The following is a 22872-nucleotide window of genomic DNA, read 5'->3' on the forward strand; positions in this document are numbered from 1 at the left end:
TCTCCCGGAGATCGGGAATCAAGTCGTCTTCTTCTCGAGCTACATCAACCCGCTTGTGCTGATTCCTTCGACGATCTGCTTCTGGAAAGCGAAGAAGACACCAGTACAGGCAGGAGGTTTACAGTGGACATTGCGAACCTGGCGCCCCAGTTGGATACCGACTCGTTGTCCAGGAACATCTTGAGAGCCATTGATAACGGATACATCTCCGGTTTGTTCAGGATGTCGAACAACCCTCTGTTCAGTTGGATCAAAGCGATCCCCTATAACCTGATCGTCTGGTTCAAGCATACGCTGATGCTCGAACACAAGCAGCGGTTCGAAGTGAATACGTTTCGCCGGGTCGTGATCAAGGTGCAGGGAAATGTGGCCGGCTCCGGCCGGTACCAGCACATTCGATTGGCGGCATGCCCAGAACTGGAAGCTATTGTGCTCACGATGCAGAGCGGGCTTCGAACGAGTTCGGCTACGACCGCCGGACGAATCCCGAGTAGCCTGATTAAGCAAACTCAAAACCGATCAACCGCTGCGCGGCACAACCTGCAAAATGACAGGTTACTTTGGCATGTCTTCCATTTTGCATCACGTCACCATCGCTTTCGGTATTCGCTTGCAGGAAACTGGAGACAATTGGCGGTGCTCGCGGGATACATTCGGTCGGTTTGGGACTCAGAGTTTTCCTACCAAAAAAGTCTCGGCCTTTGACCTGCAGTTCCATTATGGAACATACAGATTCACAAGCCAAAACATTTTCATTCATGGTGGTGGCCGTTAGGCCATGTTAATTTGGGACACCTCTATTCATTTACCGTTCCCTGTGATTGACTGGCTGCAGCGCGTGCGAACCACAGTCGAAATACCGCCCCTCCAGCATGCCGATCAGCGTGTTCGTCACACGAACCTCAAGGACATTGACGCCGCTACGAAGCAGTGACGATGGGCCGCTCCATCGGTACGGAGACCACGCCCGGACGCCGAGCGAGACGCCATTCAACAGCACTTCGGCGCACTCGTGGAAGTGGACATCCCAACCGGCAAAATCAAGTTCGAACTCTCCCTCGGCCGGCAGCTCGTCAACCATGAGTTCGCACTCGTACGACAGCGTACCTGCGAAATACGGGAAGCCGACCTGCACGCCGCCGTACAAAGGCGCCTCCTGCTGAGCTGGGCCGATGATCGGCTTCTCCTCCGCGTCGAAGGCGACACCGAACGGACCTGTCATATACAGGCAGCCGACCAAGCCGTCCCAGTCGCGCCCCACCTCCACGTACACCGTCAAGCGATTGTGTCCAAGCACGAGCAGACCGCTGATGTCGGTTGCCTGGTTCAAGTAATCGTAGCGCCGCTCGGGTTGGAAATCCTCCGCTGTCAGGACGTGTCCGTTGAGCTCGATGCCGTACTCGCCCGAGATCGCGCCTCGTTCCATCATGAGCTTGCAAGCCGATGGCAGTTCCTTCACCGCGAAAGACGTCTCGTACCGGGCGTGCACCGGATAATCGAGCTTTGCTTCCATCGGAATTCCGAAGTTCTGCTCGAAGCGGTACGGTAAACGGCTCGTCGCCGCCAGATCGGCGCACTGGTCGATGAAGGTTTTCACCTGCACGACCGCTGCGCCTTGTTCATCGCTGCCTACGGTGAGCTTGAACTCGCCGAACCGCACCACGTTATCCTCCTGCGCAGCGATCCTCCACGCATCGGCGCAGCTAACGGTGAGCTTGCAGGGCTGCGTCCCGGCCTGATCGGCAGCACAGTTACGCCCTGGAGCCGGAGCATGGGCGCCGGTGGCGAGCCGCAGCCCATCTGCAACCTCGTGTGCAGGCGTGATCTGTACGGCGTGCGCATCATAAGCCGCGAAGGCGAGCTCGATCGCCCAGCCTACCGCCGTGCGGCGAACCGGCAGTTCTTCGCTTCCTCCATCCGCCAGATGCAGCTTGAGCGCCCGGACAGCCGCGTCCTCTTGCGCCAGACGGCCGCGATACGTTAGCGTAACTGACTGCTCATGACCTTCCTGATTGGTCAGGAACACCCACTCGCTGTCATCCGCATAACGCCGGTGCTGCAGCAGGAAGGCGCCCCGGTCCGGCGCCGCTTCCAGCAACACCGGCGCCGGTTCCGCCGCTTCCAGCAGCGCCAGCAGCGCGGACCCAGCTCCAGCTTCTTCCAGATCTTGTCCGCTGACGGTCTCGATGAATAGCGCCTTTCCCTTGCCATGCGTTCGTTCGTACATGCGAACAGTCGGCCTGACCGCTTCTTCGCCTTGAAGCGAACTTGCGTCCCCTTCGCCGCCCCAGTACCGGTGCCGCGTTGCATGCGTCAGTCCGAACCACTCGCGCGTGTCGGCTTCTGCCTCCTCCCACTCGTCGATCGCTTCATACGGAAGCAACCCCATGCCGATGACCGTGCCTCCTGCTTCTACGAACCGCTGCAACTGCCGCCAGGCCGCCGCTTCCAGATTGCTGATCGGTGGCAGCACGAGCACGCGGTATTCCGCATCGCCGATGCGAATCGCCCCGTCCGCAATGTCCGCGTCCGCGAGCAGCTCCGGGTCTAGATGATCGAAATCGCGCTGGCTGCGCAACAAGGTCTTGGCCGCGTACGCCCAATCGCGCTTGAGTCGCTCCAGACGCAGCCGTTCCGCCTCGCTGCCGCCGCAGTAACGGAACTCATGGAACGGGTTGCCCATGTGCGTCCAGAACGACGTTGTCGGATCGAGCAGCGCGACAGCCGCCAGCGACTGGCTCTCACTCATGAGCCGGGCAAGCCGACCCGTATAGTCAGCGAGCAGGCGAAAATGCGGCCAGTACGGATTTTGCAGGAATTGCGACGGCGGTGCATCATGCTTGGCAAGTCCGTCGGCCGTATAATAGAACGCGTGGAAGTTAAACATGTTGATTCCCAGCGCCGCAAGCCGGTCGATCATCCACTTGGCATCCTGCAGATTCATCGACCAGCCCACACTGTGGAAGCATTCGACCAGAACGCGCTCACGGCCGAGCTGGCGGGCGAGGGACGACGTCATCTTCGGATTGTAACGCAAGCTGTACGCGCTCTTCTCCAGTATCCATTCCAGCGAGCGCCCCAGCTTCTCGTGGCCGCTGTCCGACCCCGGAATATGGCTGTACCGCTGCGTCGTCATGCGGACGGACGGCACTTCCGCGATATAGTCAAGCCCATACCGCTCGCACCACTCATGCACCTGCAGATGGTAGTTGTCCCTCAGCAGCTCGTGAATCGATTGGTAGAACTGGTAACGCAGCCTGGACGTCCTCTCTCCGCTGCCAATCAATAAGGAAGGAAGCTGGGCATGCAAATCAGCGCCGTACTTGTGCCGCATATACCGGGCAATGACAGGCGACCACGGCACGTGGCCCAACAGACCGATTTCGTCGGTGAACATCCCTTTGACGATGGCGGTAAGACGATCGCCAAGAGCTTCGGCATACTTCTGATGAGTCAGCTCAATGAAGGTCCGCATCGCCTCCTTGTGCAACGGGTCGACGAACGTTCCGTAATATTTGAATTCGCCCACCTCTTCCTCGATGAACGCGAACACCTGCCATTCGCCGCTCCCGGACGGAGCTTCCCAGCGCATCTGCTTGCGAGGGTTGTACGTGAAATAGCGTTTATTGTTGTAAGCCGTCAGTCCGACTTTCTGAAACACTTGCTCCACCTGCAAATTCCCGACATAAGCGGCAACGTCCACCGCGGAGCTCCAATCGGGCTCGCCGCTCGCCGCATCGACCGGCGCAGCCTTGGCGTACAACACCTCACCCCACGGAAGCTCCAGCTCCAGCTTCCCTCCGTCCGCGATGCGCGCAGATCGATGCGCCAGCAGTTTGTGCTTCGCATCCGGGTGGCGCACCAACACTTCCCCGCCGGCAATACCACTCGGATACGGGTACTCGTCGTACAGCCGCACTTCCAACCCGTATTGAGCCGCCAAATCGACTGCATAGCGAACCTTATCGAACCAGCTTTCAGACAAATACGGCACCTGCAGCCCTTGACGCGGACAAATAAAGAAGCCGCCCAAGCCTTTGTCGGCCATTTCGCGGATTTGACGCTCCATCTCCCGCTCGTCCATCTCTCCATTCCAGAACCAGAACGGCTGGATGCGGTAAGCGGAAGACGGATGTAGATCAAGTTTCAGCTCAGTCATGGATATCTACGCTCCTCTGTTTCATGTAAGGACATGTTTACTGCAAACAGTATCAAATCGCGATGTGCTTGTAACTGTACTTTTGGCGTGAAAACGTGCAGTTTTATCGGATTTTGTTTATGATAAGGCGGAGAGGGGACGCGTAGGTCATGAGTGCGATTCATGTGGGAAATTTCACCGAACTGCGGCCGACGGTGAATTTCGCCGGCTGTACCTTGGCGGAATCCGGGCATCAATGGGGACCGCGCATTATCCCCGACTATCAGATCATCTATTTGCTGGCGGGCACTGCAGAACTGCGTCTGGGCACGCGCTCCTGCGAGCTTCGCCCCGGAGATATGGGCCTATATGGCGGCGGAACCCCGATGATCTTGCGCAATCCCGGCGCCGAGCCGTTTAACTATTACAGCATCCATTTTGACTGGGATCAGCCCGATGCGCAGCCCTTGCATCCGTCCGCTCGCATGATCTATTGCAGTGATACCGAGATGGCGCAAGAGCCAGCCGCTCTTCACATCGGCTTCGGCGCCTGTGCCGACCTTGCCATCCCTTTCAGACATAGGGCGCCGCAGATGGAGGAAGCGCTTCGCCTCCTTGTGGAGGAATATCAACAACAGCAAGTCGGATACGAGCTCGTCCTGCGCGGCAGAATGATCGTGCTGCTGGCTGACTTGATGCGGTACTTAAGCGAAGAGCAGGAGCCGGTCAGCCGCCGCAAAATAAGACCGGCCCTTCAGCTGCTGGAACAGCATCCGGGTCAGACTTGGTCGGTCGCCGATCTGGCCCGTGCGTGCGGCTACCAGACAGCGTACTTCACGGAACTGTTCAAGATGGCGACAGGTGCGACGCCCAAGGCGTACATGATCGAACAGCGCCTGCGCAGGGCGAAGCAGCTGCTGCTCTCCGGCGAACCGATTGACGCCATTGCCGAACAGCTCGGCTACGGCAGCGCGCATTATTTCTACAGAACCTTCAAGGAAGCCATCGGCATGACCCCGTCGGAGTTTCGGATGCAGGGCGAGTAGTTGAGGTTGCACTCTTCAGACAATTACTTAGCCAATTCGCCAAAGCGGGAGAACACGGCCAAAGCCGGATTGATCGGCACTTCGGCGCGCTGCACGTTGTCCGGAATGACGATGGTCGGCTTCTGGCACAGCAGGAATGACCGCCGAATTGCGGCAGCCATTCCTGCTGCGCCTCTAGCATCTACGTCACCATGTCGCGGATTTCCTTCAGCGTCAGCACCGAAGAGGTGAGCGGATCGAGCGCGACCGCCTGCACGACGGTTTCCGGGTCGCCCTACTTCACTGCCAACACCGCCAGACGCTGCACGTTAATGTTTTGACGTAAAATTCCGGCTGCCCCGTCTGCCGCCGAAAGGTCATATAAGAAGAAGGAGGAGCATCGCATTCTGGAGCTGCTGCAACAGTCGCTTCACGCGGTCAAATATGATTTTGCGACCTTTAGTGCCCTGATCGACTATCAGGAAGAGCCCTTCATTCACGTTGGCGATCACAAGGAAGTCAAGCTGACACTGACCTATAACGGTGCGACCGGCGGGCAGCAATGAGCTGCCCTGCGCTGGTATGCGCCCGGCGGCGTGCGCATCGTGAACGGCAAGGAGGCATGATCATACTGCTCTAACTTTACACACTTACACCATGAATTTCGGCGGCAGGAGGTCCTATGAACATTCGCGGCTCCAGATTTCTCGTCCGGTTGCTGATATTCAGTGTTATACTCGGCACCGATCCGATGCTGCTCATCGGTTTTCTATCCTATTCAGGGCAGCCGATACGATTCAAACCAAATTGAACGAAGCCAATCAGTTCATTGTCAGTCAAACGGAATCCCGCATAGAAGGCATCAAGCAATTGACCGCCAGCTCCGTTACGGATGCGCTGGAACGTTCGTGGTCGCACCGGTATGAGGATTTTATCGATTTCCGCGACTTGCGGTTTACCCAGACTGGCATCAAATCCGATGATGTGCGCAGCGAGATGCGGTTGTACAGCCTCGTTGCCGGCTGGTCCATGAACGCCGCCGGGTTCCGCAAATGCCGTTTACATATAAATCTCGGATGCAATACAGTTCCTTGCCTTCCTTGACCGTAAACGTATACCCCTCGGGTCCGGCAAAAATATCGACCAGCTTCGCCCCCAGGAATATCGGGGTTTGCTGTAAGGTTCGCTCCGTCAGCTCGGTTACCGTGCGGGGGGATCGTTGACACATTGTTGGTTTCATTGATGCAGCATATATTGATGACATCGGCGATCGTTTCTACCCACTTGTCGGGGATGCCGGCCGTGCCGTGAATGATGCCGAGCAGCGCCCATTCCTAACGTACCTGTCAACATGGTGGACGCAGGCATTGGAGGGGACAGCGCTTCCGGAGGTCTGAAGCGAGTCGAACGCGACGTGCTGCGCTTTGTGCCCGACCTGGTCATCGTTGCACCGAAGCTTCTCGCCGAAAATCACGACATGCCCGATCGTCGGGTGGTCGATCAGATTTGTAGCGCCGCTGCCGCACCGACGCATTCGTAGCCCAGATGGACCTGATGCTGAGCCAGCTCGTCCGGATGCATGACCTCGCCAAATCCCAGGCTTCGCTCCCACTCCATCCGCTCCTCGTTAATATCCATGCCAATCACGCGCGCAGCCCCCATAAGCCGGCCACCTGCATCGCCAGAATCCCGGCCGGCCCGAGCCCCGATATGACAATGGTTTCCCTTTCAGATCGCCGAAATGCTCCAGCGCGGGCATGTAGCCACGACACCAATCTCCACCAGCACCTCGTTATCTTTCGGTTCCGGTGTCGGCGTCTCGATAATCGCATACTGGCCTTTCGCCTAAATTTGTAAGGTTTTCATCGTCTTCTTCTCCTCCTTCACAGGTTTACAATTTAGTCTTTCTTCAGTACAGTAAGGCTGTCTGCATGTATTTAGCGGATCTGCGCGGGGTGCGGCTTGCCGATAACCGTTTATACAAAATTGACTTTCAAGCAGCAAAGCGTGGAACATGACATGATTCGGGGTGCTGGCCGACAGCAAAAATGGCGGTACAAGCAACTCTAATGAAAAGAGATAGCAGTCGGCAAACAACTGAAGGACGGCAGTAAATAAATCGTTTATTCGCCACGGGGGCTGGAGCCCATTCACCGATGCAGATCGCTAAGGTGTACTGTACAGAAAGAGATAGAATAGGTAGTATAGTGATAACGATGTAGGTTAAACCAACAATAGTAGCTTTCGCACTTTCATTCAGTAGCTGATTTTGAGGAAGGGCCGGCAGGCAGCAGTCCCTTCCTACTACCAATCTACTTGCATAGGTCCCAAAGCTGAGCCATGGCAATCAAAGGGTTGTGGCCTAAATAGTCTCGGCATGGCACATTGTAGGGGGTGTGCGGCTTACGGGCTACCTTGTCCGGTGTTTCCCCAAAAGGATGGTAGAATTCCCAAATGGTGCCCGTTTTGGCGAATTGCTTGGCGGTTGAATCCAATGCCTTCTCTAACAGCAGCATGGCGGCGTCGGTTCTTCCGTACCGATAACATCCTAGCGCTACCCAGTAGGTCATGCTGTTCCAGGCAGGTCCTCTCCACATGCGCAACTCGAATTTTGGATCACTGATTGCTAGCGTTGGCAAGGGATGCTCCGTTAAGAAATGTTGCTGAGACAGTACGTATCGGTCAATGACTCGATGGGCCTGATCGGAAGTCGCTGCTCCCGTGACAACAGGCCAGAGCCCTTCGAATGCAAGGTGCTGATGGTCTGGTTCATTCACTGACCAGATATCGAAGAAATAACTAACGTCTTCATTGAACATCCGATCCTGAATGAAAATCTGTAGGACAAGTCGCTTAGAGCGATAAAGGTCTGCAAGTGTCGTCTCTTGAAGCTCCATGGCCCAATGTTCCGCTATTTCATATGCTCTGTATAAGTGTGAGGTAGCATCTATGCAGGCATACGGACCCGTGGCTATTTCGTCAAAACGAACACCTTCATCAACGCCGCTTTCCCACTCATGATTCAGGATGTCGGTATAATAGAAGCCTCCGTCCTGAGCATTCCGATTCGCTTCGAACCAGTGAAGCTGTTTATCTAATGCGCGTAAGGTAACCCCTAGGAAGGGCGTGTCGCCTGTGAGGGAATAGTAAGCCTGCGCCGCTTCCGGCCAAACCGGAGGGTGACTCTCGGTGTTGCTCCACGATACGGAATCTCCTCTCATCCATACGGAGCCCGGCAACATACCGTCATGTCGCTGTAAGGCTAACAAGTTCAGTAACTGGTTCTTAGCGTGAAGGGGATGATGTGGAAGGAAATCCAGAGCTGCGTGAACAAGATCCCAATGTCCGCAAGCCGGACCGTAGCAATACCCCGTGCCGATTTCCTCCCATGGTTGGTGAAAAGGAGGCGTTGGTGCATGGGTGCAAGTTATATGCAGGTCTGAGGTGTAAGACAGAAGCTGCTTCCATTCCGACTTGCCGATGCCTGATGCAAGCCGTACCTTCCATTCTTCCATTCCCTTTAGGTATGCGGGTTCCGAGTTTGACCAAATTGAGTTTGATTTGTGGCTTTTGTTGGTAGAGTTTATCATGCTTGTCATCCTAGTTTCCTCCTGAATAGGTCTTTTGTATATTGTATCTCCGGACCTTTCAGGTGCATATGGCACTATGTTGATTATATTTGTTACTATGTTCAGAGGTGAAGATGATGCGGGATATTCAGGTGATTGAGGCGGAAACTCATCCATTTCATGAAATGAACTTGTTATTTTGTGGGTTCGAGCGTTGCAGATCAGGTCATGAGTACGGGCCCTCTATAAGGGATCACGATATCCTACATTTTGTCCATAGCGGGAAAGGTGTTCTGGAGATTAACGGAGAAACATTCCCCGTTTCACCTAAGCAGGGCTTTTACATAAGGGCCGGAGATCGCCACCGCTATCAGGCTGATTCTGAGCAGCCTTGGAACTACACATGGATTGCTTTCAGAGGTACATATGAGTGTGAGATTTTAGCAAAATTCATCAAGGTTTCAAAGAGTCCTGTTTTTAATTATGCTTCCTACCTTAATCTACATGGTTTATTGAAATTGATGATGAAGATAGACAAATCTCAACCTAATCCGGAGTTGCAATTACTGGGGAATTTTATGCTCATACTTTCTGAGCTAAATAACAGGAAACAATGCCAACCTATGAATGAGTGTCTGGTGGAACAAGCGGTTCGTTATATCGGAGATCATGCACACCAGCCTTTGCTTATCGGGGAGTTGGCGAAAGAAATCGGTGTGAGCCGCTCTTACTTATTTCAGCTTTTTAAGCAATACAAAGGGATGTCTCCACAAGACTATCTGATGGATTTTCGCATGAAGAGGGCGCAGGAGCTGCTCCTGCAATCTAAGGATTCCATAACAGAAGTGGCCTCCAGGGTCGGGTACGAGGATGTCATGCTTTTTAGCAAAATGTTCAAAAGAAAACGAGGCTGCACTCCCAGTTCCTTTCGCAAGGCTAATTCCAACTCGCTGTAAGCTTTCTAGTTTTAATATGACGAAGATATACAGCTATACATGTTTTGGGAATTAACTCACAAACCAGCACTCGCTTCAGCATAACACGGCGCATTAGTAGGAACAAAAAATTAGCTTAATGCCCTTGCTCTCAGCAATCTGCTGAAAATTACGCTGTACATTTTGCGCCAGCTGAACCATGTTGACACATCTAATGTGGATGGTAAAATGAGCCCCCTCGGCTTCCGGCAGCTTCTCCATATCGTTCATCAATTGGGTTAAGCGGATAAGTTCGTCATAACTTTGCTGAAACCACTCCTGTGAGATGGCCTTTTTCAGTGGCCTCCTCAACTGAAACGGGCTTCTGTCCAACATTTTTACGCACTAAGTCTTGAATGAACGTTGTCCCAGAAGAAACCATACAAGACAGCAGTTCACTCTCCGCCCGGATGGATCCGTCCGAGACAAGATGCGCTTTCAAGACGAATGGGTCCATAGGGGCTCACCCATATGCTTACCTGATAACCCTTCTCCTTATCTAAAACAGCGCTATACAGCAGCCATTTTACGGATCCATCCGGCCAGTAAGCGTTAATTCGGGTCTGCACGGGAATCCGATTCGACGCATCATCCTCGAGATAAGAAGCTTCCCCAGGCTGCAGCCTTCCTCTCACCCAACATGTTCCAAAGCTGGCCGCTGTCTGCTTCTTACTGAGCGAAGCAAGCCATTTCATGTGTAAAGAAGACATATCGCTCCAACTTTTCCTAGCATAATGATGATAAAATGAAGCTGGCCCCCACACAAGGAAGGCCAGCTTATAACAATTAGTGCATTATCCTTTATTGACTGTTTGCCTTGTTGTACTCTTCGGTGTATTCGGCAATCATCTTTTCTCCGCCTTGCTTGCGCCATTCGGCGATCGCTGCGGCATAGCCGTTTTCGTCGAGCTCACCCATAATATATTTGACTCGGGCATCGTAAACGATCTTGTCGAGTTCGCCGCCCTTCTCTACATAAGTAGGGGAGACAAATGGGTCCGACAGATTAGCAACAGCCGTTGGACCATATTGTTCAATAGCGTCTTTGACCATCGTGTCCATAGGTTTATCATTTTTCCAGCGAGTAACGATTGAACTAATAATGATTCCGCCTATCGGTGCAACATTTTCTTTGAATTGAGCTTCTGCCTCTGGACTAATAAAGGATGGCGCGCCATCTACATTGTTGAAGGTCCGACCCTCAATTCCGTAACTTGACAGTAGAATGATGTCCTCTTCAAGCACACGTTCAAAATATGACAAGATTGCATTTACCTCTTCTTGTGTTTTCACTTTGCTTTTTGGCAGCACGAACAAGCCATTGTGTCCACTTGTCGCATTGGTTTTACCATTGATCACAGGCAGTAAGCCGATTTCGGCATTAGGATCTATCTTCGTAATGGCATCTTGGATGCTTTTGATGTCACCATATGCCGTAGCGAACATCGCCGCTTTGCCTGTTGAGATTGCCTCCTTCTTCTGCGCGCCTTGTACGATCGCTAAATCTTTATTGAGTAGCCCTTCATTGTACATATCCCGGAACATGTTCAGCACGTTCATATATTCTGGCGTTTCATAGTATGGAGTGACCTTCCCGTCATCGAGGCCCCAGATGTTGTAGCCTCCTTGGGAAACCGTGAAAAGGTCAAGACCGTTCCACGTCGATTCTGTTGTTTGGTCGGCATAGGAGAACGGAATAACGTCCGGCATTTTCGCTTTGAGTTCCTTAGCAGCCGCATAAAACTCCTCCATCGTCGTCGGCACATTAATGCCATGCTGATCGAACCAATCCTTTCGATACAGCAAGCCAACTCGCGCCGTCGGACGAGGTTGCGGAATACCATATGTCCTGCCGTCGATTGCGGTATTAGCCAAAATAATATCGTTCATGTTTTTCATTATTTTCGGATATTTAGGAAGCTCATCAGTCAAATCCCAGAATGCTCCACCACGTGCTGCATTAACAAATGCGGTCGCTTTTATGACTTTGCTTGGCGCCATTACGACTTCAGTCAAATCTCCGCCGGCCAGGGAAAGATTGAATTTATCCGCATAATTGGCATTCGGAACGAAGTTGATCGTAATATCCGTGTTGGTCAATTTCTCGAACTGTTCCCAGATCGGATTTCCATCCAATACAGGTGGATGAGCATTGTTTAACTGGGTCGTGATCGAAAACTTCAAAGGCCCGGCAGCCGGCGGATTGCTAGTATCCGGTGACGCCGTCTCGCTTGGAGATGAGGATGGTGTCTCGTTTACGTTCGATCCCGCATTACCGCCGCTACAGCCGGCGAGTGCCACACTGAAGAGGCTAAAAGCTACCAGGCTTGTTGAAAGTCTTTTCCACGTTTTCTTTGTTTGGTTCATGGTTCATTCCCCTTTTAGTTTTTTGGTTTACCCTTTGACTGAGCCTAGAAGCACGCCTTTTGCAAAATATTTCTGCAGAAACGGATAGATACATAATATCGGGAGCGTAGCCACGCTAATAACGGCTAGCTTAACCGTTTCCGGCGGTTTCACGAATTCCGTTGTTGAATTATTCGGATCGTATCCAGCCTGTGACAAGATGACGATCTGCTGCAGCCACACCTGGATAGGCCATTTATTGGAATCCTGAATATACATAAGTGCATTGAAGAAGCTATTCCAATTGGATACGGCATAGAATAAAGTCAAGGCCGCAATCGATGGCATCGAAAGTGGCAACGCCATGCGAAACAAAATTTGCATATCGTTGCAGCCGTCAATTTTGGCCGCCTCCTCAATGCCATCAGGGAGCTCTTGAAAAAAGTTCTTCATCAAAATCAAGTTGAAGGCGGCAATCGCCCCAGGTAGCCATAGCGACCAATAAGAGTTCAGCATCCCCAACTCTTTGACAAGCAAGTAGGAGGGAATCATGCCACCGCTGAACAGCATCGTGAAAATAACCAGCCTCATGACAACGCTTCTTCCCCGGAGCGTTCGCCTGGAAAGCGGGTAAGCCATAACCGCTGTCGAAAAGATGTTAATGGCTGTTCCGACGACCGTTATCCAAATCGAGTACATCAAGCTTTGTAAGATGATTCCCGATTTTAGGATGTATCGGTAGGAATCAAGCGTCGGTTCCATTGGAATCAATACGACCTTCTTAAGCGATAGCTCCGCATCGGACGTAAGCGAACCAGACAATACGTACAGCAGTGGAAGGAGCATCAATAAAGCGAATATCGCCAAAAAGATATAGTTGAATATATCGAACGCCTTGCCTGATTTCGTAGCTGCAATTTTCATAAGCACAACCGGACGTGCCGGTTCAATACACCCCCTCTTCTCCGAAAACTTTAGCGAGCCGGTTAGCCAGAATAACGAGGAACAATCCGACGATGGATTTAAAAAATCCGATAGCCGTACTATAGCTGAACTGTCCGCCAGTCAAGCCCACCGAATACACATAAGTGTCGAACACTTCGCCCACATCGCGGTTCAGCGGATTAAGCATGAGATAAATTTGCTCGAAGCCCGAATCCATGAACGAGCCCATGCGCAAAATCAGCAATATAATGATCGTGCTTCTGATTGCGGGCAAGGTAATGTGGAACATTTGCTTGAATCGGCCAGCACCGTCGATTGTCGCAGATTCGTACAGCTCCACGTTTACGCCTGCAAGCGCCGCCAGAAAGATTATCGTTCCCCAGCCGACTTCTTTCCATATTTGTTGAAGGATAATCATTGGACGGAAAGCGCTCTCGCTCATGAGCGGATTGATTTCATTCATTCCAATCATCGCAAGTATTTCGTTAACGATGCCTCCCTCTGTCGTGAACAGCACATAACACAAGCCGATAACGACAGGCCAGGAGATGAAATGGGGGATATACACGAGCGTCTGCACGGCATTTTTGAAAAACCTCATTCGGATCTCGTTAAGCATCAGCGCCAGTATGATAGGTGCCGGAAAAAAGAATACGATGTTGTAGATCGCGAGCAACAACGTATTTTTGAACAAGGTTAAGAAAGCAGATTCTTGGAAGAGCCTCTCGAAATGAGCAAAGCCGACAAACTCGCTATCAAAAAACCCCAGTATCGGCTGGAAATTTTTAAAGGCAATGATCAGTCCGTACATGGGTCCGTATTTAAACAATAAGAAGTAGAGAATCCCCGGCGCAAGCATCAGGTATAGCCACCGGTCTCTTATTATATCCTTCCATAGTCGGGCACCGTATCGGCTCGTTTTCGAGAGCTTCGCTGAAGGAAGACTCTCGGCCTTATTCATGTAGCATCACCATTCTCCCACTCCTTGTCTGTTGTCTTTCTCCCCGGGGTGTTTCGTTGCTTGCCACCACATCATAATCCAGCGGTTGTTCAACCGTAAATCTTCAATTGTCCATAACGATCTTCAAAAAAGCAGAAATGGCCGCAGAGTCAGATATTGATCATCGCATTCATTTTTCCATATCCATCTATCCGTATAAAACAACGAAGAAGCTCTCCCTATTCGCATGGGAAAGCTTCTCTTTCCTCAATATTTTGGATCCTGGTTCGTTTCTGACTGAACCAAGTCTCTGAATTGTCCCGGCGTTATTCCTTCAATTTTGTTGAAGGCGCGTATCAGCGCATTACTATTCGTGTAGCCGACTTTCCCGGCAATTTCCGATATGCTAAGGTTCGGCGTGGACAATAGTCCCTTAGCTTTCGTCAGCCGCACCTTGTTAATATAGGCACTTATGCCTTCTCCCGTCGCCTGCTTGAAGAATGCCGACACATATTTGGGACTTAGACCAACATGATCCGCGACCATGGTCAGATTTAAGTTCCCATCGTTATAACGGTCCTCTATAAATTCGATCATCAAATCTCTAAGCTTGGTTTGGTTATTTCCTTTGCTCTTCTCATTAATAACGCCGCAAACTTTCATTAAAATGGCGTGAATTTGTAACCGAAGCTCGCTGAGCGTGTCGCATTTGAGCAGCCGCTCGACAGGATTTAATTCTTCAATAAAAGAAGGATCATATACAGTGCTTAATTCGTTCATCGTTTTAATCATCGTGCTCACCAGATCGAACATGAGGCATTTGACGATTTGCAGCGAGACTCTGCCATTCGTTATGTTGCTCTCGAAAATATGATCCATGATCCGCTGCGCCTGCTCATAATCGCCCGACTTGATGCTGTTAGTCAACACCCTTTCAGTTTCTAGAGAATAGCTGTAAGAACCGGATACTTCAATCGAAGTAACGATTTCGTCGTAGCGAATCATACTGCCGCTTCCCTTCAGCAGCTTATATTCAATGGCTTCGAGCGACTCCTGATAAGCCTCGGATATGTCTGCCGCGGTCGGATGCACCCTGCTAATAGCGGCTGTTAAGCAAATTTGGAATTTCCGCTCTAGAAGTTCCTGAATATCTCGTACCTTCTCTTCCATATCGCAATATAGACTCTCATCGTTTGTTCCTTCCAGGTTCATCAGACATGCGACAAAGTTATCTATATCGACAGCGAACCCACGGTGCAAGCCCGCCGATGTCATTTCCTCTGCCACATTGTGCACAATAAATTCAGCCAAGCGAAGGTTGTCCTCATCGCTCGCATGAACCATTAATCGGCTATAATCGTCAATATCGAACAGAATGACCGCATAACGCGGACGGTCGAAAGATATTCCGTACATTTTAAGCGATTCAGCGGTTGGAACGATATTTCCGGCCTTCCCCTTCAGTAATCTCGAGATAAAACTAAAGCGCAGTGAGGACATTTGCTGTTCCAGTCTTCGATCGGATCGCTGCTTCTCGCTTATGGCATTCGAGAATGCTTCACTCAGGAATCGATACTCATTTTGGCTTTTCTCAAGCCGCAACCCTGCGTTTCTTGAGATGTTCTGGATAAGCTGATTGATTGGGTTATAATTTTTCCTTGCGAACCAATAGGCAATAAATCCTCCGATCACCACGCACATTATCAAACAAACAAAAGTAAGCTTCCGTATGTAGGCTACCCTATCGTTAAACAACGAAGTTTTCGTAATCGAAATGTAGTTCCAATCACCGGCGCCGGATTTCATGTAGGTTGCGGCTACCTCATTCCCTTGCAGTTCTCCGTACAGCACGCCACTTGCATTCATCATCTTGTCATTACTGATGAAATTAGGAAGTGACGTGTTCTGGCTGTTGAACAGCACCTGATTATTACGGTCAGTAATGATGAACATATCCTGATTCGCCCAGTTCACGTTCTCCACCAACTTCAGAAGCTCATCCCGGTTAATTGAAACGGCCAATGTCGCCTTGATGCTTTCGCCTTGCAGCGGTAGTGAACGAATTAACGTAATCGTCGTTTCCATCTCCATGCTGCCCAGCACAGGTTCAACGACATAATCGTTGTAATGCGGCCTAAGCATATCCGCGTGCCAGCTCTCGTAAGTTGCACCCCTGGAATGAAGATTCGCTTCATAGAAGCTCCGGCTCGCATAATGCCCGCTTGATGTCAGTACAAGATCAATATTCGGAATGTAGACATAGAACTCGTCGATAAAACTGTTGGAGAGGGTATAGATATTGAAGTCCTGGAACAATTGCTTAATCTGTTCCACATACGCAAAACTCATAGGCCTATGATTTGCCGACTCGTTAATCAGACGAGTCAACTTCGGATTTAACGCGATTTGCGTGCTTATTTTCTCCATATTGTTGATCTGACCTTCTACCGCCTGCTGCAACTGCCGTATCATCGATTCGTTAATACGGATGACTTGATTCTGCATAATCCGTACGGATTGGTCATAGACAATACCGCTGATGACGATCGGTATTAATAAAATGGAGAGATAAGAAACCAGCCATGAGAAGATGATGCTATTGCGAATTTTGCCAAAGTGTTGGAACATCTTCGCTCACTCCCGTTCTGCCTGCGTAACTAAAAACGTTTACCATTCTGAGATTGTAGCAAGGATGCAGCCTCATGTGAATCACCACATTTCCCGAACTGTATTTAATCATCCATATACTATCCTAATTGTCGTCAGGTTCAATTTGATGATGCTTGGTCTAAGTCTTTCATTGCAGGCTGCTTTAAAGCAGAGAGGATTCTCGCAATAGTAAGAGGGCTTTCCTGCGTATTTGATTCAAGCCAATGATTAATCACATCGATAGATCCGTAAATCATATATGTAAAAGAAAAATCAATTGCAGATGCCTCAAATTTTTTTCTTCTGACTTTCTAACATGATTGGAGTAAAGCTCTTGCAGTAGTTGAGAGAAGTAGTAACTATTCCTATTCTCTAAAATGATTAATCGAAATACCCATGCTCTTCTCTTGAATGAGCGTTAATAGCCTAATTATGGCTCCATCTACTGTACACTGATTTTGCTGCAACGTTCAGCTACTTCTTGAATGTATTCTCTCTGAATAACATCAAATAATTCAAAAGTATCTTAGTAGTGGAGGTAAAAAGTACCGCGATTAACATCAGCTAATTTACATATTTCAGTGACTGTTACCTCTGGCAACTCGCTCTCTTGCAACAGCGTAAGAAAACTACTCTTTATTAATTCTTTCGTAAATTTAGCTCTTCTATTGTTCTTAATTCCAACCATATGCTCCCCTTTTAACATTAAATAAGCAAATAATTGTTTATTCGTTTTTTAATAACATTTGTACATGATTTGATTATTGTGATAAAACTCATCAATATTTCCCGAAGTAAGCATTTCGTTAATGTTATTCAAATGATGAACGACGGTTGTCTCAATAAGAGGAAACTCACTAAACTTACCTTCAGACATTTTATCATCCATACACTAATTTTTTTATGAGGGAACCCTTTTCCACTTACCTTGGTTAGCTTGAATGAGAGCCGTTTTGTAGCGGAATCTCCTCATTAACTAACTTTCTTTTTGGCATTGTACACGGAACGTTTGTTAATTTGGAGAGTGGGATATAACTAGCCAATGTGGTTTTCTATCTATTTAGAATGATACGTTCTTCAATGCAAAAATCCCCGAAATGTTAACACTTTACGGGGATTTCACTTTAGTGCAGAACGTTCCAAATTAATCCCATATTAGCTTGGGATAATTGTGAATACAAGCCATTTCTCAGTTCTTCTTATTATTCCCACTTATGAAAAGGTATATAAAGGGCGTACTGCTCCGTTCGAAACGTCTTGCTTCCCATATCCCAGCAGCAGATGACATGCGTCGGGTCGAACTTCGATATGGCATCCATAAAGTAGCGGACGAAGCCGTGCACGGCGTTGACCGGCATGCCGCTGCTTGTCCGGCGAATGCTTCCCGTAAACGAGGTTGCGAAGTACGCGCGGAATAAGATCGCCATGCCATCCACCAACAAAACCTTTTGACCGTTCATCAATAATCAGCTCCTGCTATGCTTGCATGTGCAAGTTATTGAAACACTTGATTTCGCGACTATGTTCTCCTCAATATCCTACCACATTGGACGAACGGATGAATACTCCGATTCTTGCCGCCGCTTCCAATAATCGGTCTTCGTTTTCTACCAGCGCGATACGAACATAACCTTCTCCCTCTGTGCCGAACGCTTCGCCGGGAATAACGACGACGCCGGTTACCCTCAGCATTTCCTGGGAAATGGTTCTTGAGTTCCATACTTCTCCGTCGTTTCCCATCAGCTTAGGCAGCTTGGCCCATACGAACATCGTCGCTTTAGGCGCCTCAACTTCCCAACCGGCCTCGCGGAGCGCACGAACAAAAACATCTCTTCTCCGCTCATAGATGGCGCTCGCAGCCGGCATATAAGATTCGCGATCAGAAGACATCGCAGTTCGAAGCGCCGTTATGCCAGCCTCTTGGACAGGATCGAATACGCCATAATCGATATTGCCTTTCAATTCGCGCAAAGCGGCGACGGCATCCCGATTGCCAGCAAGAAAACCGATTCGGCAGCCTGCCATGTTGAAGCTTTTGGATAAGGAATGGAACTCGACCGCCTGTTCTATCGCACCCGGGACTTGAAGAATGCTTGGAGGCAGCACGCCGTCGAAGCCCATCTCGGAGTAGGCCAGATCGTGAACGACAAGCACATCGTGCTTACGCGCTTTAGCAATCAGCTTCTCGAAGAAGTCCAGATTCGAAACAGCGGACAATGGATTATTAGGATAATTGAGCAGGATGAAGGATGCTCTATTCCATTCGGTTTCGGGTATGGCATCCAGATCGGGCAGGAAGTTATTCTCCTCGCGAAGCGGCAGGAAGATGGGTTCCACGCCGGCCAATGCCAGCGAAGCCGCATAGATGGGATAACCGGGATCCGGCACAAAAGCGGCATCGCCAGGATCGCAGACGGCCATTGCCAGGTGGGCCAGTCCATCCTGCGAGCCCATTAGCGTGACGATTTCCGCGGCGGGATTTACTTGCACGCCGAAGCGATAGTGCATCCACTCTGCAGCCGCTTCCCGGAAAGGCAAGCCACTGCTCGTGGCCGGATAAGCATACATATCCTCTCTTAGCGCCGCATTTGCCAGCGACTGGCGAATCGCTGCGGCAGGCGGCTGGTCGGGACTTCCGATGCCGAGATCAATAATATCAAGACCATTTGCCGCCGCTTCGCGCTTCCACGCCGCCACCTCCGAGAAAATCGAGGAGCCCAGCTGGGACAGCCGTTCCGCGCGGAATCGCCGACTTTTTATCTGGCTCATGATTTCCCCCATACTTCTGCATATTGCTCTTCCTTATAGCCAATTGTCACTTGCCTGCCGTCCGTCGCGATCGGACGTTTGATCAACATGCCGTGCTGCGACAGCAGCTCCAGCTTTTCATCGTCCGTCATCGAGGCTAGTTTGTCCTTCAGCCCAAGCTCTCGATAAACCTCGCCTGAAGTGTTGAACAGCTTCTTGAGCTCGAAGCCTCCCAGCTCCAGCAATGCTTTGAGCTCCGCAGCAGTCGGGGTATCCTCGTTAATGTCGCGTAGTACAACTTCGTTGCCTTTCTCCTTTAGCGACTTTACCGCAGCCTTGCAGGTGCTGCATTTGGGATATTGGATGATTGTTATCTTGTTAGCTGTGCTCATCGTGCTGCTCCTTTCTATGGTTGTTGTGCTTGTTTCCATTCTGGCGTGCCTCGTAGACGCCTATTCGTGCGCATTGTGTATGATTTTTCATACTCGCGTGGCTCGAATCCACCTGTTCGTGCGCATTGTGTATGATTTTTCATACTCGCGAGCCCCGGTGGCGATGTCAGCACTTGCCGCGCAACACTGCCTCCAGTCGGATCAACTCGGGCGGCAGCGGCGCATGCCAAACCATACGCTGCTTCGTCAAGGGATGAACGAAACTTAACGTCTCCGCATGCAACGCCTGCCTGCCGACGGCTTGCTCCCAGCTCTTTACGCCGCCCTCGTCCGGCCCATAGAGCTTGTCCCCGATGAGCGGGCAGCCGAGATGGCGCATATGTACGCGGATCTGATGCGTCCGGCCCGTCTCAAGCTTCAGCTTGATGCAGGCCGCGGCCCCTCCCCCTTCTTGCTCCGCGCCGAAGGTTTCCGCCGTTTCATAATGCGTAATGGACGGATACCCGTCGGGTCGAACGACTCGCAGATGGGGCCGGTCGCTGTCTCTGTCAATCGGTTCGTTTACGACCCCGCTAGACGGGTCGGGCGAGCCGTATACATATGCGCGATATCGCTTATCCACTTCACCTGCCTGGAGCTGCTCCGAAATTTGCTGGTGAACATACCCCGTCTTTGCGATCGCGACCAGTCCCGACGTCTCTTCGTCCAGCCGGTGAATGGGACGGAAGCGCACCCTCTCGCCGAGCGACTTCCAATGAAACACGACGGCATTCGCAAGCGTGCCCGTGTAATGTCCGTGCGTGGGATGAACGATCATGCCTGCCGGTTTGTTTACGATGAGCAGACTCTCGTCCTCGAAGACGATCTGGAACGGAATGTTTTCCGGCAGGATGTCGTCCGATTCTTCCCGCTCCATCCGCAGCCGAATGACGTCTCCTTCCGCTACTTTGGCCGATGTGTACGCTCGCAGCTCGTTAACGGTCAGTCCATGCTCCGTCAGCTTTACTTGGGACAAGAGCTTGCGGGAAACGCCGAGGCGTCTCTCCAGTACCGTGCGGACTTCCTTCCCGGCGTCCTGCGCGTCGACCTTCACTTCAAGGGGCGGATAGTAACGATAGTCCAATTCTTTGGCAGAAGCCGGCATCGCTTCGTCCCCCTTTCCCAAAAGCCAAGTCTCCCCAACGACTTTGTCGTGCGTAATGTCCACGTTTCGTTCGTCCATTTGACGCACTCATTTCTTCTATTCCGTTTCACCCTCGGTCTTGCCTTTTGTTGCTCCCTTGCTCTTGCTCTTGCCCTTGCCCTTGCGGAACACGTTCGCGCTTCGCACATATTCCGTATCCGGCACGCCGAGCTTGGCATTGGCGTAACGCGCCGCCGCGAACAGAAAGTCGGACAGCCTGTTCAAGTAAACGAGAACAGCTTCGTTAATAGCATGCTCGCCTGCCAACGTCACCACCCTGCGCTCCGCTCTTCGGCATACCGTCCGGCAGACATGCAAGGCCGATGAGGCGCTGTTGCCCCCAGGCAAAATAAACTTCGTGATCTCCGGCGACTCCGCCACATATCCGTCCATCCATTGTTCGAGACGAACGGCCGGCTCGCCGTCCATCTTAAACGGAGCGCCTTCCTGCGCATACGCCAGATCGGAGCCGCAATCGAACAGCTCCTGCTGAATATCGATCAGCCTGCCTGCCAGATCGCGCAACTGCTCGTGTTTAACAGCTTCCGCCGCCGCCAATCCGACAAAGCTGTTTAACTCGTCGATCGTGCCGTAAGCCTCGACGCGGGCATCGTCCTTCCGCACTCGCCCGCCGATCAAGGAGGTCTCGCCTTTGTCTCCCGTTCTTGTATACAGCTGCATTCCTATACCCAGCTCCTCTCTATGACAGCAAACAGCAGGCCGGACATCACTCCGACCTGCTGAAACCTATCCCTTCAACTTATGAACGAAATTGCCGATCCGATCGATCGCCTCCGTCAATTGAGTGACGGATGTTGCATAGGAGCAGCGCAGATGGCCCTCGCCTCCCAGACCGAACACGTCGCCGGGAACTGCAGCGACTCCGGCTTCCTCAAGCAGCCGCTGCGCGAATACTTCACTGCTCAGCCCTGTAGAGGCTACAGACGGGAACGCGTAGAACGCTCCTTGCGGCTCGTGGCAATCCAGGCCGATGTCCCGGAAGCCCTTAACGACAAGGCGGCGACGTTGATTGTACGACTCCACCATGCGGTCCTTTTCTTCCAGCCCGTGCTGCAGAGCTTCAAGCGCCGCGTATTGGGCCATGATCGGCGCGCACATGACCGTATATTGATGAATCTTGAGCATGGCCGCCAGCAGTTCGGAGTGTCCGCACATATATCCCATCCGCCAGCCCGTCATCGCGAACGCCTTGGAGAAGCCGCTGACGAGAATCGTGCGGTCCTTCATCCCGGGAACCGCCGCGAAGCTTACGTGCTTCGAACCGTAGGTCAGCTCCGCGTAGATCTCGTCGGAGATGACGATCAGATCGTTCTCCTCGACGACCTTCGCGATCGGCAGCCAATCCTCGTACGTCATGATGCCGCCGGTCGGATTGCTGGGATAACAGAGAATAAGAACTTTGGAGCGCGGCGTGATCGCTTTCTTGAGCGACTCCGCCGTCAGCTTGAACGCGTCGGCCGAGAACGTCTCGATGCCGACGGGAACGCCGCCGCTAAGCGCCGTTATCGGCGAATACGAAATATAGCAAGGCTCGGGAATAAGGATCTCGTCCCCCGGAGCGATCAGCGCGCGAAGCGCAAGATCGATGGCCTCGCTGCCGCCGACGGTTACGATCACTTCGTCCGCGGGGTTATATGCGATATCAAACGAGTCGTCCAAATATTGGCAGATGGCTTCCCGAAGCTCGGGCATGCCGGCGTTCGACGTGTACTGGGTCTTGCCTGTCTCCAGCGCATAGACGGCTGCCTCTCGTACGTGCCAGGGAGTGACAAAGTCGGGCTCTCCTACGCCGAGTGTAATGACGTCCTTGCGCGTGCTTACCAAATCAAAAAAACGGCGGATGCCCGACGGTTTAATCCCCCTCACCAGCGGGGACAAATAATCGCTCATCGATTGCCGCCGGGCGAGCCCTGAGGAAACCTCCAGCTCCTCTTTCATCATA

17 protein-coding genes and 4 pseudogenes are annotated in these 22872 nt (G+C 51.5%); 4 read left to right on the forward strand and 17 right to left on the reverse strand.

Annotation, left to right across the window (positions count from 1 at the left end):
* Window positions 1-39: 39 nt before the first annotated feature.
* Window positions 40-221, reverse strand: a pseudogene (locus tag B1748_RS37365) (carbohydrate ABC transporter permease); the annotation flags it as partial.
* A gap of 1 nt (window position 222) precedes the next feature.
* Between B1748_RS37365 and B1748_RS36325 the strand changes: the two are divergent.
* A pseudogene (locus tag B1748_RS36325) lies at window positions 223-456 on the forward strand (IS1380 family transposase); the annotation flags it as partial.
* A 349-nt stretch (window positions 457-805) separates the two neighbouring features.
* Here B1748_RS36325 and B1748_RS05200 read toward each other — a convergent pair.
* Window positions 806-4159 (reverse strand): glycosyl hydrolase, encoded by a 3354-nt coding sequence (locus B1748_RS05200; RefSeq protein WP_087566780.1) that lies wholly within the window; start codon window positions 4157-4159, stop codon window positions 806-808.
* Between the two features lie 149 nt (window positions 4160-4308).
* Between B1748_RS05200 and B1748_RS05205 the strand changes: the two genes are divergently transcribed.
* Window positions 4309-5184, forward strand: a complete 876-nt coding sequence (locus B1748_RS05205) for an AraC family transcriptional regulator (protein WP_087566781.1) — start codon at window positions 4309-4311, stop codon at window positions 5182-5184.
* 23 nt (window positions 5185-5207) lie between these two features.
* Here B1748_RS05205 and B1748_RS36735 read toward each other — a convergent pair whose 3' ends face one another.
* Window positions 5208-5345 (reverse strand): hypothetical protein, encoded by a 138-nt coding sequence (locus tag B1748_RS36735; RefSeq protein WP_179215397.1) that lies wholly within the window; start codon window positions 5343-5345, stop codon window positions 5208-5210.
* 625 nt (window positions 5346-5970) lie between these two features.
* Here B1748_RS36735 and B1748_RS05215 point away from each other — a divergent pair.
* Complete coding sequence (locus tag B1748_RS05215) at window positions 5971-6267, forward strand: hypothetical protein (RefSeq protein ID WP_087566783.1); 297 nt, start codon at window positions 5971-5973, stop codon at window positions 6265-6267.
* 396 nt (window positions 6268-6663) lie between these two features.
* Here B1748_RS05215 and B1748_RS36740 read toward each other — a convergent pair whose 3' ends face one another.
* Together B1748_RS36740 and B1748_RS05225 are read right to left on the reverse strand one after the other, a co-directional pair.
* On the reverse strand, window positions 6664-6825 hold the full coding sequence (locus tag B1748_RS36740) for a hypothetical protein (protein ID WP_179215398.1): 162 nt from the start codon (window positions 6823-6825) through the stop codon (window positions 6664-6666).
* A 650-nt stretch (window positions 6826-7475) separates the two neighbouring features.
* Window positions 7476-8762: an MGH1-like glycoside hydrolase domain-containing protein gene (locus tag B1748_RS05225; RefSeq protein ID WP_087566785.1), complete on the reverse strand. Its 1287-nt coding sequence runs from the start codon at window positions 8760-8762 to the stop codon at window positions 7476-7478.
* A 104-nt stretch (window positions 8763-8866) separates the two neighbouring features.
* On the opposite strand from B1748_RS05225, the gene B1748_RS05230 reads away from it, so the two are divergent.
* Window positions 8867-9688, forward strand: a complete 822-nt coding sequence (locus B1748_RS05230; protein WP_087566786.1) for an AraC family transcriptional regulator — start codon at window positions 8867-8869, stop codon at window positions 9686-9688.
* Window positions 9689-10101: 413 nt separating this feature from the next.
* Here B1748_RS05230 and B1748_RS05240 read toward each other — a convergent pair whose 3' ends face one another.
* From B1748_RS05240 to B1748_RS05290, 12 genes and pseudogenes are all read right to left on the reverse strand, one after another.
* Entirely contained in the window at window positions 10102-10416 is a 315-nt protein-coding gene (locus B1748_RS05240; RefSeq protein WP_306299311.1) for an RIFT barrel domain-containing protein, read from the reverse strand.
* A gap of 91 nt (window positions 10417-10507) precedes the next feature.
* Window positions 10508-12073 (reverse strand): extracellular solute-binding protein, encoded by a 1566-nt coding sequence (locus B1748_RS05245; RefSeq protein ID WP_087566789.1) that lies wholly within the window; start codon window positions 12071-12073, stop codon window positions 10508-10510.
* Window positions 12074-12100: 27 nt separating this feature from the next.
* On the reverse strand, window positions 12101-12976 hold the full coding sequence (locus B1748_RS05250; protein ID WP_087566790.1) for a carbohydrate ABC transporter permease: 876 nt from the start codon (window positions 12974-12976) through the stop codon (window positions 12101-12103).
* Between the two features lie 22 nt (window positions 12977-12998).
* Window positions 12999-13958, reverse strand: a complete 960-nt coding sequence (locus B1748_RS05255) for an ABC transporter permease (RefSeq protein ID WP_087566791.1) — start codon at window positions 13956-13958, stop codon at window positions 12999-13001.
* Window positions 13959-14204: 246 nt separating this feature from the next.
* Window positions 14205-16565, reverse strand: a complete 2361-nt coding sequence (locus B1748_RS05260) for a helix-turn-helix domain-containing protein (protein ID WP_087566792.1) — start codon at window positions 16563-16565, stop codon at window positions 14205-14207.
* A gap of 140 nt (window positions 16566-16705) precedes the next feature.
* Window positions 16706-16870: pseudogene (locus B1748_RS37925) on the reverse strand (TetR-like C-terminal domain-containing protein); the annotation flags it as partial.
* 942 nt (window positions 16871-17812) lie between these two features.
* Window positions 17813-18046: pseudogene (locus B1748_RS05265) on the reverse strand (5'-3' exonuclease); the annotation flags it as partial.
* A 70-nt stretch (window positions 18047-18116) separates the two neighbouring features.
* Entirely contained in the window at window positions 18117-19355 is a 1239-nt protein-coding gene (locus B1748_RS05270; protein ID WP_087566794.1) for an aminotransferase class I/II-fold pyridoxal phosphate-dependent enzyme, read from the reverse strand.
* Window positions 19352-19726, reverse strand: a complete 375-nt coding sequence (locus B1748_RS05275) for an arsenate reductase family protein (protein WP_087566795.1) — start codon at window positions 19724-19726, stop codon at window positions 19352-19354. Before B1748_RS05275 ends, B1748_RS05270 begins: the two co-directional genes overlap by 4 nt.
* Window positions 19727-19892: 166 nt before the next feature.
* Window positions 19893-20948 carry an RluA family pseudouridine synthase gene (locus B1748_RS05280; protein WP_306299312.1) on the reverse strand — a complete coding sequence of 352 codons (1056 nt, stop codon included), beginning with the start codon at window positions 20946-20948 and terminating at the stop codon, window positions 19893-19895.
* A gap of 18 nt (window positions 20949-20966) precedes the next feature.
* Entirely contained in the window at window positions 20967-21590 is a 624-nt protein-coding gene (locus B1748_RS05285; RefSeq protein WP_087566796.1) for a cob(I)yrinic acid a,c-diamide adenosyltransferase, read from the reverse strand.
* 66 nt (window positions 21591-21656) lie between these two features.
* Window positions 21657-22871: an aminotransferase class I/II-fold pyridoxal phosphate-dependent enzyme gene (locus tag B1748_RS05290; RefSeq protein ID WP_087566797.1), complete on the reverse strand. Its 1215-nt coding sequence runs from the start codon at window positions 22869-22871 to the stop codon at window positions 21657-21659.
* Window position 22872: the final 1 nt, after the last annotated feature.

The organism is Paenibacillus sp. MY03, from assembly GCF_002165585.1.
Classification (GTDB): Bacteria; Bacillota; Bacilli; order Paenibacillales; family Paenibacillaceae; genus Pristimantibacillus; species Pristimantibacillus agaridevorans.

Coding starts and splice junctions, on each gene's coding strand:
- B1748_RS05200 (WP_087566780.1), bottom strand. CDS start 4,159: ATGACTGAGCTGAAACTTGATCTACATCCGTCTTCCGCTTACCGCATC.
- B1748_RS05205 (WP_087566781.1), top strand. CDS start 4,309: ATGAGTGCGATTCATGTGGGAAATTTCACCGAACTGCGGCCGACGGTG.
- B1748_RS36735 (WP_179215397.1), bottom strand. CDS start 5,345: ATGGCTGCCGCAATTCGGCGGTCATTCCTGCTGTGCCAGAAGCCGACC.
- B1748_RS36740 (WP_179215398.1), bottom strand. CDS start 6,825: ATGGGGGCTGCGCGCGTGATTGGCATGGATATTAACGAGGAGCGGATG.
- B1748_RS05225 (WP_087566785.1), bottom strand. CDS start 8,762: ATGACAAGCATGATAAACTCTACCAACAAAAGCCACAAATCAAACTCA.
- B1748_RS05230 (WP_087566786.1), top strand. CDS start 8,867: ATGATGCGGGATATTCAGGTGATTGAGGCGGAAACTCATCCATTTCAT.
- B1748_RS05240 (WP_306299311.1), bottom strand. CDS start 10,416: ATGTCTTCTTTACACATGAAATGGCTTGCTTCGCTCAGTAAGAAGCAG.
- B1748_RS05245 (WP_087566789.1), bottom strand. CDS start 12,073: ATGAACCAAACAAAGAAAACGTGGAAAAGACTTTCAACAAGCCTGGTA.
- B1748_RS05250 (WP_087566790.1), bottom strand. CDS start 12,976: ATGAAAATTGCAGCTACGAAATCAGGCAAGGCGTTCGATATATTCAAC.
- B1748_RS05255 (WP_087566791.1), bottom strand. CDS start 13,958: ATGAATAAGGCCGAGAGTCTTCCTTCAGCGAAGCTCTCGAAAACGAGC.
- B1748_RS05260 (WP_087566792.1), bottom strand. CDS start 16,565: ATGTTCCAACACTTTGGCAAAATTCGCAATAGCATCATCTTCTCATGG.
- B1748_RS05270 (WP_087566794.1), bottom strand. CDS start 19,355: ATGAGCCAGATAAAAAGTCGGCGATTCCGCGCGGAACGGCTGTCCCAG.
- B1748_RS05275 (WP_087566795.1), bottom strand. CDS start 19,726: ATGAGCACAGCTAACAAGATAACAATCATCCAATATCCCAAATGCAGC.
- B1748_RS05280 (WP_306299312.1), bottom strand. CDS start 20,948: ATGGACGAACGAAACGTGGACATTACGCACGACAAAGTCGTTGGGGAG.
- B1748_RS05285 (WP_087566796.1), bottom strand. CDS start 21,590: ATGCAGCTGTATACAAGAACGGGAGACAAAGGCGAGACCTCCTTGATC.
- B1748_RS05290 (WP_087566797.1), bottom strand. CDS start 22,871: ATGATGAAAGAGGAGCTGGAGGTTTCCTCAGGGCTCGCCCGGCGGCAA.